The organism is Paenibacillus algorifonticola (genome assembly GCF_000971975.1).
Taxonomy (GTDB): Bacteria; Bacillota; Bacilli; order Paenibacillales; family Paenibacillaceae; genus Pristimantibacillus; species Pristimantibacillus algorifonticola.
Window position 1 is genome coordinate 52,359 of sequence record NZ_KQ040780.1, and the last position, 13,472, is coordinate 65,830.

A 13,472-nucleotide genomic window follows, 5' to 3' on the forward strand; every position below is an offset into this window, starting at 1 on the left:
AAAAACTACTATATATTTTCAAAAAATATTGATGAATATTGGCTGATTTTAGCGAATTTAGTCATGTTAGTGTTTGGAAAAGTCCGCCTTCCATCTGTTTTTGTCGTGCCAAATCTATATTTCGAGCATCATTTGCGAGGGAAGCGGTTATGGAGGCATGAAACGCGAATAAATGACCAGCCTTAAGGCCTAATTCTAGATGGGCTTGCTCAAACTGGCAAGCGAGCTTCGCATAGTCCGTTAGTAGCCCCTGCACGTATATCGCTTTTCTCACTTTGCTGACCGTAATAGGCGACTGCTCCGGCCATTTATCCCTAAATAACGCAAGTAATCCGTTATAGCTTCCATCTGCCAAATCAGCTTCCCAATCCGTCCAATCATCAGCCATTTGAAGCGCAACGAGTACATAATCAACAGCCTGTTCCACTGCTGGTATAAAGGCGTGCTGACCCGAGAGCAGCAAGGCGCCAGTGCTGGCTATCTTCACCAGAGACGATTTTAAAGCGGTGCGAAGCGGATCGGTATTGAAATAATCGTCAGCAGACTCTTGGGCTACACCAATTGACCAATCGGCCAGGTAGCGGTCGTAATACTCCCAAAACTTAGAGTCAGAGGTGTGCATGCTGTGCAGAACACCGTACATCTGCGTATAAAATAAATGGCTCAAAGCCAGCTTCTGTCTGCTCTCCCTACTCCCCGTATCCATCACTTCATCCACAATGAAAAAATGCAGCATGCCAAATAAATTGGCAAGCGCAAGCTGTTCGCATTGCTCCTTGGTCACAGAGGCCATTTCCGTCATCCAATACGGCAGCAAATAGCCGATATAGTTCTGGTCGCCGCTGCGATGCAGAGGATTAATGTGCGTTATATACGCTTGTCCCGTTTGATTTAGCGGTTCGGGAAATGTCGCGGTTATTCGCTGTGCTTTGGTAAAAACAGCCTGAAGGCTGGATTCAAAAGGGGTGATATATGACATGGGTTAAGAGTCCCCTTCTCTTGTTATAATAGGTTTAAAGGCATGTGAAATAATTTGTTTTCCAGTATTATACTTTGTTTTGTCAGTTGAAGATAGAGAGGAAGTTAAGTAAAATGTAGGAACCTGGAACATTTTTGTAGAAAATCGAAAAAGGAGCGCGGCGAATGTGAAAAAGGAGGCGCAAATGGCACAAAACGGGCTTTTAATGAAACCAGTCGTACCGATTTTGCGAATTTTCGATGAAACACGTGCTAAAGCGTTTTATATGGACTTTCTCGGCTTCCGACTGGATTGGGAGCATCGTTATGAGGCGAATTTTCCATTGTATATGCAAGTATCCAATGGCTGCTGTGTGCTGCACTTGTCCGAGCATCATGGAGATTGCTGCCCCGGCGCAGCTATTCGTATTGAAACGAGCCAAATTGAAGCCTATCATGCCCTTCTGCTTGAAAAAGATTACCGTTACGCCAAGCCCGGGCTGGAACGAACGCCTTGGCATACGCTCGAATGCGTCGTGACGGACCCGTTCGGCAATCGGCTGCTTTTTTATGAAAACCAAATGAAATAAGCCATACAAACGGAGCTGATTCAATCCGCTGTATGGCTTTTTCTATTTAAAATATAAGACTTTATAAGTTTCACCCTTATAAACGGCTTATATTTCATCACGAAACGGTAGCTTTGCCGCCAAAGGACGGCGACAGCCGTTTCACCTTGGAGTCAGCGATAATGTTCATCCAGCTTTTGCCGAAGCAGCAGCGCACGTGCCTCTTCCGCCGGGATCGGACGCGAGAACAGATAGCCTTGCAGCCGCTCGCATTTGAGCGCAGCCAACATTTCTAGCTGCGAGACGACCTCGACTCCTTCGGCCAAAACATCAAGCTGGAGGCTGTGGGCAAGACGGATAATGGAATGGACGATCGAAATATCAGGCGTGACGCTGATCATATCGCGAATAAAGGACTTGTCGATTTTAAGTGTATCGATCGGCAGCTTTTGCAAATAGTGCAGCGAGCTGTAGCCTGTTCCAAAATCATCAATTGCAATGCGTACGCCAAGCGTCTTGAGCCGATTCAGCTTGTTAATGACCTGATCGGCACCTTGCAGGCCGATGCTTTCAGTAATTTCTAGCTCCAGCAAATCAGGAGGCAGCTTGGTTTCGATTAAAATATGCCGGATCGTTTCAAACAGGCTGTCATCCTCGAATTGCTTCATTGAAATATTGACCGCAATGATTACCGGCATAAGTCCTTCATCTATCCAGCGCTTATGCTGCTCACAGGCTCTGCGCAGCACCCATTCGCCAAGCTGGATAATCATGCCTGTCTCCTCAGCCAGCGGGATAAACTCCAAAGGGGAGATGAGTCCCCGCTCCGGCATATTCCAGCGCACAAGCGCCTCGAAGCCAGCGATTTTCCCCGTGCTCGCCTCAACCTGCGGCTGATAGAACAGCGTCAGCTGCTCCTGCTCCAAAGCAATCGCGAGTTGCTTCTCCATCGTCGTACGGCGAACGATCGATTCATTCATTTCGGAGGTGAAAAAGAGATAGTTGTTTTTCCCCTGCTCCTTTACCCGGTACATGGCGATATCAGCAAACTGAATCAACTGCTCAGAGGATGTGCCATGGTCGGGATATAAGCTAATGCCAATACTTGCGGTTGAGAGCAGTCGATTGTTGTCGTAGACGATGGGAATGGCGATTTCGTCAAGTATTTTTCCTGCCAGCTGTTCTGCCTCTTGGGCCCCAGCTTTGGTCAGCAAAATAATAAACTCATCGCCGCTGAGCCGGGCTATCGTGCCGTTGTTCCCAATGCATTTGCGCATGCGGAGTGCCGTTTGCTCCAGCAAAAAATCGCCAGCCCGGTGGCCAAGCGTATCATTAATGAGCTTAAAGCGATCCAAGTCGACGAAAAGCACAGCGAATTGCCTGTCCATACATGTGCTGCATTGCGCCAAAGTTGCGGTCAGCGTCTCAAAAAACGAATGACGGTTCGGCAAGCCCGTCAAGGAATCAAAATAAGCGATGCGGGAAATCGTCTCCATCGCTTGTTTTTGCGTGGTCACATTTTGGGCCACGATGTAGAAGCCGGCGAGCTGCTCCTCGACAATAATGGGAATGACCGTCGCATGCAAATAAACAAGCTCGCCCGTTTTATTTGTAATAGACGTTTCTTGATGAATGGTTCGTCCTTCATGGACTTTCTCCAACAGGTGCTGTAGCTGCCAAGCCTCCCCATCGTTTATCAATTCACCAACCGATCGGCCGATAAGCTCGGAGGCTGAATGGCCAGTGACTTTTTCAATGGCTGAATTGACGCTGAGCAGCTTCCCCTTCAAATCAAACCACAGAACCATATCTGGATTATGTTCAAAAAGCGATTTAAAGCGCTGCTCGCTTACCTCAAGCCGCTTCTCATGCCATTTGCTGAGCGTAATATCGTGGACGACAAGCATGAAGCCGAGCGGCGTTCCTCTAAAGGAGTGAAGGGCCTTGCCGACGATTCGGACGATGCTGCCAGCCTTTCCTTCTCCTGGCTTCAGCCACAGCTCCTGGACAATATCCTGTTCCCCCTGCAGCAAACGGTTCAGGGGCTGCTGTTCGGAAGGGAGGGGCATAGCCCCGTTTATTTTAAAATAAAGCGGGTAAATGCTGTTCTTAGCCGCAGCTGTAGCGAGGAACCCGTATTTTTCGGCTACGTGGTTGCTCATGACGAGCTGTCCATCTGTATGATAAATGACGATTCCTTCATTCATATGATTAAATAGCAGCTTGCTAATCGGTCTTATAAGCTTGCCGATACCAGGCTGATAGATTGTTTTTGCAATATGTTGGGTGATAGACAAGGGCTGTTGACACTTCCTCATGAGGTTCATTTACGTTTATGTTATGTTCGATGAGAATAATTGTCAACGGTTTCCCGCCTGCTGGCTGCCAGTAGGAAATGAAGCAAGGAGGAGTGCCACCATTGCCATAAAAATATAATTGACAATGATTCTCAATGGGAATATACTTCGCAATAGAATACATTCACATGACGTGGATACTTAAAGGGGAAAATCGAATGAACTGGAAGTTGATCGCAATTTCATTATCTTGTGCAAGCTTATTATTTCTTTCTGCTTGCGGGTCGGATACTGCTACTAATACAAAAACAGACACTGCGGCAGCGACAGCAACGAATACAGAATCACCAGCAGCGTCGGAATCGCCAGCCGTTACAGTAGCGCCTGCCACAGAAGCGGAATGGCAGCCTGTTCTTGATGAATATCGCGCCTTCACGATTAAAGAGGCGGATTCGCTCGTTATTGAAACCGAAAAATTCGTCAAAGCCGTTAAAGCTGGCGATATCAGGGCGGCGAAGCAGTTGTATGCGCCATCAAGAATGTATTTTGAAAGAATCGAGCCGATTGCTGAGGCGCTGGGCGATTTTGACCCGCATATTGATGCCCGTGAAAATGATGTCGACGAGAAGGAATGGAGAGGCTTCCACCGTATCGAGAAAATTTTGTGGGAAGAAAATACAACAAAAGGTGCTGAGGGTTATGCCGACACGCTGCTCGAGGACATCAAGCTGCTTCGCGCGCTGATGGAGACGGTTGAAATCGAGCCGAGCCTGCTCGTTACGGGGGCCGTTGAGCTGCTGAACGAAGTATCCTCCTCTAAAGTTACCGGCGAGGAAGAGCGTTATTCGCATACCGACTTGTATGATTTTGTTGCGAACGTAGAAGGTGCAGAGAAAATTTATGAGCTGCTTAAGCCGCAGTTGAACAAGCATGATGCTGAGCTGGAAGCATTAATTGGCACAAGCTTCAAAAACCTTGATGATGCGCTTGCTGATTATAAAGCTGGCGATGGCTATAAATCTTACCTGGATTTGAAAGAAGAAGATACGAAGAAGCTGAGTCAGCTGCTCGACGCTTTGGCAGAACCGCTTTCACAAATGGGCAAAATTTTGGGGGCTTAATGTCATGAGTTCTACTACTAACAACGACGACAAACAGAAGCATAATCAGAAGCAGGCTGGCGACAGCGTGCTGGAAAAATCGATGAGCCGCAGAGATTTACTGCGGCTCATGGGTGTTGGTGGGGCTGGTTTGCTGATTGGTGCGACTGGCGTAGGCGGCATCATGCAGGCGGCGAATAAAAGCCTGGCCGTTGCAACAACGGCAGCTACAGGGGCAGGAGCAAGTGGAGATGTGCTGCCGTTTTATGGCGTCCATCAGGCAGGAATTGCGACACCGTCACAGGATTTTATATTATTTGCCGCTTTTGATCTGACAGCTGCTTCAATAAATGATGTGCGCACCTTGTTTCAAGCGTGGACAGCCGCTTCGGCTGCCATGACGCAAGGAACGATGATTGGCACGGACAATAACAATTTAAACCTGCCGCCATCCGATACGGGTGAAGCCGCAGGGCTGTCGCCTTCCAAAACAACGATTACATTCGGCGTAGGGCCGAGCTTTTTTGATGGGCGCTTCGGCTTGTCAGGCAAGAAACCTTCGTCTCTTGAGGAGCTTCCGGCATTTGGCGGCGATGAGCTGCAGCCGGAATGGTGCGGTGGCGATATTGGCGTGCAGGTATGTGCAAACGATATGCAGGTCGCTTTCCATGCCATTCGCAATTTGACGCGGATCGCACGAGGCAAAGCGGTGCTTCGCTGGACGACGGAAGGCTTTCAACGCACCTCTGGCGCTGATAAGCAGGGTGCAACACCGCGCAACTTGATGGGTTTCAAGGATGGGACCGCGAACCCGGATACGAGCGATGAAACGCAAATGAAGCAAAACGTTTGGGCTTCTGCTGATGACGGCGTGCCGTGGATGGCGGGCGGAAGCTATATGGTCGTCAGAAGAATTCGCATGCGGGTAGAGGTGTGGGATCGCTCCACGCTATCTGACCAGGAGGCAACCTTCGGCCGCCACCGGGAAAGCGGTGCTCCAATAGGCAGCTTGAAGGAGTTTGATACAGTCGATGTGAATAAAAAGGATGAGAACGGCAAGCCGATCATTCCAGCTAACTCGCATCTGGCACTGGCTAGAGGGGACGGTTCTTTGAAAATATTGCGCCGCTCATACTCCTACTCCAGCGGTCTCGACAATCGGACGGGACAGCTCGACGCCGGGCTGCTGTTCATTTGTTATAACCGCGATACGAGCAAGCAGTTTATTCCGATGCAGACCAAGCTGAGCCGGATGGACAAGCTGAATGAATATATTGTGCATACGGGCAGCGCCGTGTTTGCTTGTTTCCCTGGCGTTAGCGAGGGCGGCTATATTGGAGAGACGTTATTGTAGCAGGGAGAGGGGAAGCGGCAGATGGTTTTAGGTAGCAGACGTCACAGCATAGTGTGGAAATGGTTCGGCATTTTCATTATTTTGGCAGCCATGGTTACAGGAGCTTTTGGCGTGAGGCCAGCTTTTGCAGAAACATCCAGCGATTTGGATAAGCTGCTTCCGCTTGTTGGCGGAGCACTTGCGGCGGCAAGCCAGAGCGACTGGGGGCAGGCATCCGGCCATATTAAAGAAGCAAATGAACGTTGGAAGCAGCTAAACGTGAAAAAATCAGATTTATCCGCCGATGTCGATTCCGCGCTGGCCCATGCAATGGTGCTGTTGGATGAAGGCAACAGCAAGCCGGATGAGGCGAAAGCTTCCTTATCCGAGCTAGCGAAGGCGATTAATAAATATGTAAAAAGCGTCCAGAAGGACGATCAATCTAAGCTAACCGGCAAGGAAGCTGCGAAGCTGCTGCTGCCAATGGCAACGAAGCTGTTGAACGAAATCCAAGGGGAGCAATGGGCGAGTGCGAGTGCTGATTATAAGTCGATTAATGATAATTGGCTGACGATTGAACCCGCTATCCGATCGGACAATTTCACCGTTTATGGCAAGCTGGAGACGGCAATGAGCATGATCCGGATTGCGCTGCAGGCCGAGCCGCCGCGCGCGGAGCAAGCCGAGGCGGAAACGAATGCGATGATTCAGCTGCTTAATGATTATATGGCAGGCAAAATCGATGCGGCTTCTGTGCCAGCGGAAAAACTGGGCATTGCGGACCTCATTGCGATTGTTGATAAAGCGGCTAAAGACATAACCGCAGGCAATTTGAATGAAGCTGATGGCCAAATGCAGGCCTTTATTTCAAAATGGCCGTCGGTCGAGGGGCAGGTGCAGATTCGTTCTGCTGATGCCTATACGAAAATCGAAATTCAAATGACGGCCGTATCGGGCTATCTGCTCTCCAATCCGCCAGTTCCGGATAAAGCGCAAGTGGTAATCGCCGAAATCAGGGAAATACTCGCCCCGATGGTGGAGGAAACGCGTTATACCGCTTGGGACGCTGGAATGATATTGCTCCGGGAGGGGCTTGAGGCGATTCTCGTACTTGCAGCATTACTCGCTTATTTGAAAAAATCGGGCAATGAGTCAAAGCGCATATGGGTATGGTCTGGCGTCTGGGTCGGCCTGCTGCTGAGCGCTGTTATGGCTGTTCTGCTCACTTATGCGATTGCTCAAGCGGCTGCTGGCAGTGCGCGTGAAGCGATTGAGGGTATCGCCGGTCTTGTCTCTGTCATCTTGATGATAACCGTCGGAAACTGGCTGCACAGCAAAGCGAATATGCGCAGCTGGAACAGCTATATTGACAACAAGATGGGCAGTGCCATTGCGCGAGGCAGTCTGTGGTCCCTGTTTGCTGTGTCAGCGCTCGCGATTATGCGGGAAGGGGCGGAAACGACGATATTTTATGTCGGCATGGCACCTTCCATTGACCCGTTCCAAATGATTTTAGGTATTGGGGTAACGTTTCTGCTGCTCGTGGCGATTGCATTCGTCATTATTCGCTACAGCACGAAGCTGCCCATTCGGCCCTTTTTCATTGTGGCATCGGTGCTCATTTATTATTTGGTGTTCCGTTTTATGGGAGAAAGCATTCACTCCCTGCAGGTTGCTGCATGGCTGCCAACGCATGCGGTAAGCGAGCTGTCTACCATTGGCTTCCTCGGCTTTTATCCGACGCTGGAGACGGCGCTTACGCAGCTTGCGGTATTGCTGGTCATTATCGTAATGTTCGTGTGGCAGCAGGTGAGAAGAAAAGCTTAGCAGAAAGCTGTTTAGGGAACAACTTAAAGCGGATGCTTGCCCTTGAGGTGGGCATCCGTTTGCTGTTTGGCGTTCTGGCTATTGGTTTAATAGGGAATATGATAAACTAATAGCAACCCAGATAAAGGTGGAGAAAATGATGAAAACTCAGACGATGCTTATATCCGCACTGCTGTTTGCATTCGTTATTGCGCTGTTCGCTGTAATTAATGTCAATTCGGTGCAAGTTAATTTTATGTTTGCGAAGACTCAAATTCCGCTCATCCTCGTCATTCTCGCCTCTACGCTCCTAGGCGGATTAGTTATTGGATTATTTGGAATGGTGCGTGTATTCCGCTTGCAGCGCCAGGTTAAGCTGCTAAATAAACAAGTGAATGAATTAACAGCTGAGATGGAAAAAAACGCAAAGCCGGAGCTGAAGCCATTCAGCATCGATGAGGTTGCTGCTCCTCAGGCACGGACGTTAGTAGACCACTAATGACTCGCTATTTATACAGCTACAGCTGTCATGAAGAGGAATTGGAGCTATGCCGTCTGGAGCTGGGCCGTCTGCTGGATGCTCCGTTAAGCGATGGTTTTGTCGTGAGCGAGCATCGCGTTCATCCGAGCCGCAGTCCATTTCTGAAGCGTCGCGTAGAACTCGCCCTTTCAGGCGCAAGTTTGCCGGAGCTGCTGGAGCAGCTGCCGCTTGTAGATTTGAATGGAGCGACGTTCAAGGTGCTTTGCACAGTGGCGGACGCTCCATACAGCTATGAAGAGCAGCGCGGACTAGAACGTTCCGTCGGCGCATCATTAATTGGAGTAGCGGACATGCGGCAGCCGGAGCGTCTGCTAGGCATTACTTTTTGGCAGCAGCGTTATTGGTTTGGCGACTGTGTGGAAGCAAGTGCGGTCTGGCTTGCCCATCGGCAGAAGCCGCAAAATTATTCAACAGCACTTGGTACGAGAGTGGCCAGAGCGGTAGTCAACATTGCCGCGGGGCCGGCAGGCGAGGCGTTAAAGGTTATCGATCCATGCTGCGGCATGGGCACTGTGCTGATTGAGGCGCTGTCGATGGGAATCAACATTCGCGGTGTTGATCGCAATCCGCTTGCCGTGCGGGGCGCAAGGGTCAATCTTGCGCATTTTGGCTACAGCAAGGACCTCGTCTCTCTCGGTGATATGCGTGAGCTCGAAGGGCATTATGATGCGGCAATCGTAGATCTGCCATATAATTTATGTTCGGTCTTGCCGATTGGCGAGCAGCTTGATATGCTGGAAAGTGTAAGACGGCTTGCTGACCTTGCAGTAGTGGTGACGACGGAGCCGATTGAAACGCAGCTTTCAGCATCCGGATTTAGCCTGATGGATCGCTGCGAACTGCATAAGGGTGCGTTTACAAGATTTATTACGTTGGTTAAATAAAAAGCGAGGTGATAATATGTCGGACGTGGAGAACAAGGAAGTACAGGAGCAGCCAAAGAAGCTGACTCAAGCAGAGAAAGCAAAGCAATTGCTGGCACAGAAGAAGCAAGGTAAAGCGGATGGCTTCGCACAAGGCGGCTTTTCAACAAACACGCAGCAAATGAAGAGCCAGAACACAAAGAAGGTTAACAATCAACGCAAAAAGATGGGTGTGTAGTCAGCTTTCAGCTGGGTGATGCCTAATTGTCTGAATAGCCTTTTGCTATGCTGGGAATGTGCAGCGTAGCGGGAGGCTTATTTTTTAATAAAACGGGCATTGCCTTCAAAGGACGGCAACTTCGTTTACGTTTGGCTCAAATTTGGATTATTTTTAAGTGGCCGATGCAGGAATGAATCCACGCTTCTTCCCGCATAATGTACCTATACCATATTTCTTTGCAATGGAGGGAGAAGCATGCTGGCAGCTGGTGGAGGAGCCGTTAACGTATTTTTGCTGGCAGGTGTGGCTACGACTAAAAGTGCCTTTAACGCTTGTCGGGACAAGCTTGATCAATTACTTCGCGAATCGGGCGTAGAGCCGCGCATTCATATTTTGCATCCTTATGGAGACAGCAGCCGCAGTCTGTTTCGTCAGGTGCTTGAGGTGGGCAGCGATTTAACCAGCTTTATTGCGGCTGGACGCATCGGTGGGCAAATTGCTTACCGCCAAGTAAAGGAGAAGCTGATGAGCGCTGATGAGCCTTCCTTGTTCATTGGACATAGCGGTGGAGGCGCAGCAGCTTACCAAGCAGCGAAAATGCTGATGGAGCGCAATCTCATGAGCAATTTTCGTGTCCTACAGGTCGGTTCGCCGCGTAATCATATTGCGCCGCAGCTGAAGGATAAAGTCTGTTATTTGTATTCTGTGAACGAGGCTGGCAAGCTTAATGATCCGATAAGCCGGATCGGCAGTTGGGGCGGTTGGGCGCGAAGCGCTTCCGGCGTGCCGCAGTGGCAGCGGATGAAGCATGCGCCAGGCAAGGTTGAGCCTATCCATGTCATTGGCGGGCATGCTCATTATTTCCGCCATCAGGAGGCGTTCCGCGATCAAGATGCGATCTGCAACTTGGATAAAACGATCGAGCGCTTGCAGCTGTGGTTGAAAGACTGGCACTGATGTTCTACACTGTAAGTAGAGCGGGCTTAAGGGCTCACGATACCCAGTGGTTGAAACGGAGGTGCCAAAATGGCAAACACGCATACGTATTCCAAGCGCGAGGAAATAGCCAATGCCATCACGCATGGCGTTGGAGCTGCGCTTAGCGTTGCTGCGCTCGTTATTTTAATCGTATTTGCAGTGGAGAAGGGTACAGCTTCTCATGTGGTCAGCTTTACGATTTACGGAACAGCAATGCTGCTGCTTTACGCCGCATCGACACTCGTGCACAGTTTTCCAGAGGGCAAGGCGAAGCGCGTTTTTGAATCGCTGGACCATTCCTGTATTTATGTATTTATTGGTGGGACGTATACGCCCATACTGCTTCATATTGTGCAGGGGACGTTAGGCTGGGTTCTCTTCGGCATCGTCTGGGGCTTTGCACTAGTTGGTGTCGTATTTAAAGCTTTTTTTGCTTCGAAGTTTTTGTTTACCTCGACTATCGTGTATTTGGCTATGGGCTGGCTAATCGTCTTTGCCTGGAAACCACTTACGAGCCATTTGGCGCCTGGAGGCCTGCAGCTGCTCATTACAGGCGGGCTGCTCTACACAGTGGGAACCGTATTTTATATGTGGCGGGCGTTTCCTTATCATCATGCGGTATGGCATATGTTCGTGCTTGGCGGGTCTGTGCTGCATTTCTTTGCGATTCTGCTATATATGCTGCCGTCATAAACTAAACGTTCAAAGAAGCTTGGCAATAGACGGATGCGACCGCATCTGTCTGCTGCCAAGCTTTTTTGACCTTCTACTGCGTAAGCAGCGGGCACCAGCCAGGCGGCTCTGAACAGATGGCCAGCGCGAAGATTGGTTCCTCGACATATAGATCGTTAAAATAGCTCGGCAGCACATGATTGGCAGCAACCGAGCCAAGCTTGAATGAGCGCTTGACCTCGCCCTTTACATGCAAGTAATAATACGTTTTTTTCGTTTGTGGTGATTGATAGACGAGGGTAGGGAGATGGGGGACGATATCGTATTCGTTCTGAAAACGCCAATGGGTACCGACAATATTGTTGTAATTGCGCACAAATTTAGGGTCGCCGACCCGCGGTGCCCCGAACGTATAAACAATCGGAGATTTTATATCAGTATTCGCGGCAATATCGGCAGCTGCAAGCGTAGCCAAAGCACCGCCTAAACTATGCCCCGTTATAAACAAAGGCTTATCAGGGGGGAGCTGCTCCATAAGCGCCAAAACTTGATCGCGCGCAGACATATAAATATCGGTGAAGCCCTTATGCGTATAACCGCCATTTTTCACAGGACGATAGGGCGTTTGCTGAGCAATAAAATCCGATACCCAATCGACGGCGGAGCCCGAGCCGCGGAAAGCAAGCACGGCGGACTGCTCCGATGTCAGCAGGAAGCCGAAAGCTTCCTCCGTCTGGTCGTATGCTTGGGCATTGAACGTTCCGACCAGCGTATAATTGCGCGGCACGAGAAACAGCCCGCTTGGATTTGTAAATTGCAAATACGTTTGACTGCATACCGCGGCTAAAAATAAAGCCGTCCGAGTGTCCAGCTGCTGCGACTCCCGGCTATTTTTTTTAAAAGTTGCCATTGGCCCGACCTCCGCTCCATGTTGCGCCTCTGCGCGAGAAGTTTCTGCCTAATTGCCGCTCGCAAGCGGGAAGCTGATGTTGTAGCATATGAAAGGCTGGGCGTACCGGCAACCGCTTGGGCCAAGCCCTAGCAAATAAATTTAGCAAAGTTACATTGGACGTAAGCGAGCTTGCGACGTTATAATAACAGGAAATCGTTTTACGAGGGGAGCTTGCACATGACTTTGCAGATTGGTGTTATCGGTACAGGTTGGTTTGGACGTATGCATGCAGAAAAGCTGGCGCGTATGGAAGGCGTCAACATGGCGGCATTTGTGGCTACAAGCAAGCAGAAGGCAGACGATGCAGCGAAGCCGTTTACAGATGCACGCGGTTATGAAAACGTTTCCGATATGCTCGATGACCGGAAGCTGGACGCAGTCTATATTTGTGTTCCTCCGTTTGCCCATGGAGAGATTGAAAACGAGCTGGTGAAGCGCGAAATTCCGTTTCTTGTCGAAAAACCGCTTGGTGTCGATATCGAAACACCGGCAGCTATCGGACAAGCGGTACAGGCCAGTGGCCTAATTACATCAGTCGGCTACCATTTCCGCTATATGGAAAGCGCGGATAAAGCGAAAGAACTGCTGGAGGGCAGGCTGGCTGCAATGGCTATCGGAAACTGGATGGGCGGTATGCCAGGTGTTGGCTGGTGGAGAAAAATGGAAGGCTCCGGCGGGCAGTTTGTCGAGCAGACGACGCATATTGTCGATTTGCTGCGTTATTTGCTGGGTGAAGTGACGGAGGTTTATGCGGCGTATGGCGACCGGATTATGGCGGGCAAGGAAGATGGGGTTGAGGTTCCTGATATCGGAACAGCTACCTTTAAGCTGGCGAGTGGCGTAGTTGCTTCCATCAGCAATACATGTGCCATTAGCGCCGGGGACCGTGCGGGACTGCACATTTATACGGATAAAGGTGTGTTGGAGCTTGGGCATCACGGGCTCATCGATATCGAATCAAGCCGCAAAACGGAGTACGTAAATAAGCGCGATCCTTATCAGCTTGAAAATGAAGCCTTTCTGCATGCCGTTCGCACTGGCGATACTTCGCTCATTCGCTCTACTTATGCGGACGCATTGCGCACACAAGAAATTACAGTTGCAGCCAACCAATCGGCAAAATCGGGACTCCCCGTTCGTTTGCCTTCGTATTTATAAGCCGCTTGTTGAAGATATGAAGCTAT

13 protein-coding genes are annotated in these 13,472 nt (G+C 49.9%); 10 read left to right on the forward strand and 3 right to left on the reverse strand.

Annotation, left to right across the window (positions count from 1 at the left end; all coding sequences use genetic code 11):
• Nucleotides 1-61 precede the first annotated feature (61 nt).
• Nucleotides 62-979 carry a hypothetical protein gene (locus tag WH37_RS02815; protein ID WP_046229054.1) on the reverse strand — a complete coding sequence of 306 codons (918 nt, stop codon included), beginning with the start codon at nt 977-979 and terminating at the stop codon, nt 62-64.
• A gap of 205 nt (nt 980-1,184) precedes the next feature.
• Between WH37_RS02815 and WH37_RS02820 the strand changes: the two genes are divergently transcribed.
• Entirely contained in the window at nt 1,185-1,547 is a 363-nt protein-coding gene (locus tag WH37_RS02820) for a glyoxalase superfamily protein (RefSeq protein WP_414811806.1), read from the forward strand.
• 152 nt (nt 1,548-1,699) lie between these two features.
• Here the strand turns inward: WH37_RS02820 and WH37_RS02825 are convergent, their stop codons facing one another.
• On the reverse strand, nt 1,700-3,823 hold the full coding sequence (locus tag WH37_RS02825; RefSeq protein WP_052736766.1) for a sensor domain-containing protein: 2,124 nt from the start codon (nt 3,821-3,823) through the stop codon (nt 1,700-1,702).
• A 218-nt stretch (nt 3,824-4,041) separates the two neighbouring features.
• Between WH37_RS02825 and efeO the strand changes: the two genes are divergently transcribed.
• The 8 genes from efeO (at nt 4,042) to trhA (ending at nt 11,357) form a co-directional block, all read left to right on the forward strand.
• A complete protein-coding gene (gene efeO / locus WH37_RS02830) occupies nt 4,042-4,944 on the forward strand; it encodes an iron uptake system protein EfeO (RefSeq protein ID WP_046229055.1) in 903 nt (300 codons plus the stop codon).
• A gap of 4 nt (nt 4,945-4,948) precedes the next feature.
• Nucleotides 4,949-6,277: an iron uptake transporter deferrochelatase/peroxidase subunit gene (gene efeB / locus WH37_RS02835; protein WP_082110631.1), complete on the forward strand. Its 1,329-nt coding sequence runs from the start codon at nt 4,949-4,951 to the stop codon at nt 6,275-6,277.
• 21 nt (nt 6,278-6,298) lie between these two features.
• Complete coding sequence (locus tag WH37_RS02840) at nt 6,299-8,083, forward strand: FTR1 family iron permease (protein ID WP_046229056.1); 1,785 nt, start codon at nt 6,299-6,301, stop codon at nt 8,081-8,083.
• Nucleotides 8,084-8,219: 136 nt separating this feature from the next.
• Nucleotides 8,220-8,561 (forward strand): LapA family protein, encoded by a 342-nt coding sequence (locus tag WH37_RS02845; protein WP_231594096.1) that lies wholly within the window; start codon nt 8,220-8,222, stop codon nt 8,559-8,561.
• Entirely contained in the window at nt 8,561-9,487 is a 927-nt protein-coding gene (locus WH37_RS02850) for a TRM11 family SAM-dependent methyltransferase (protein WP_046229058.1), read from the forward strand. Before WH37_RS02845 ends, WH37_RS02850 begins: the two co-directional genes overlap by 1 nt.
• A gap of 16 nt (nt 9,488-9,503) precedes the next feature.
• Nucleotides 9,504-9,704 (forward strand): hypothetical protein, encoded by a 201-nt coding sequence (locus tag WH37_RS02855; protein ID WP_046229059.1) that lies wholly within the window; start codon nt 9,504-9,506, stop codon nt 9,702-9,704.
• A 237-nt stretch (nt 9,705-9,941) separates the two neighbouring features.
• Entirely contained in the window at nt 9,942-10,643 is a 702-nt protein-coding gene (locus WH37_RS02860; RefSeq protein ID WP_046229060.1) for a hypothetical protein, read from the forward strand.
• 69 nt (nt 10,644-10,712) lie between these two features.
• Nucleotides 10,713-11,357 carry a PAQR family membrane homeostasis protein TrhA gene (gene trhA / locus WH37_RS02865; RefSeq protein ID WP_046229061.1) on the forward strand — a complete coding sequence of 215 codons (645 nt, stop codon included), beginning with the start codon at nt 10,713-10,715 and terminating at the stop codon, nt 11,355-11,357.
• 73 nt (nt 11,358-11,430) lie between these two features.
• Here the strand turns inward: trhA and WH37_RS02870 are convergent, their stop codons facing one another.
• A complete protein-coding gene (locus WH37_RS02870) occupies nt 11,431-12,246 on the reverse strand; it encodes a lipase family protein (protein WP_046229062.1) in 816 nt (271 codons plus the stop codon).
• Nucleotides 12,247-12,465: 219 nt separating this feature from the next.
• Here WH37_RS02870 and WH37_RS02875 point away from each other — a divergent pair, with 219 nt between their 5' ends.
• The gene (locus WH37_RS02875) at nt 12,466-13,446 is read left to right on the forward strand and encodes a Gfo/Idh/MocA family protein (protein WP_046229063.1); all 981 of its coding nucleotides are present in this window, start codon (nt 12,466-12,468) and stop codon (nt 13,444-13,446) included.
• Nucleotides 13,447-13,472: the final 26 nt, after the last annotated feature.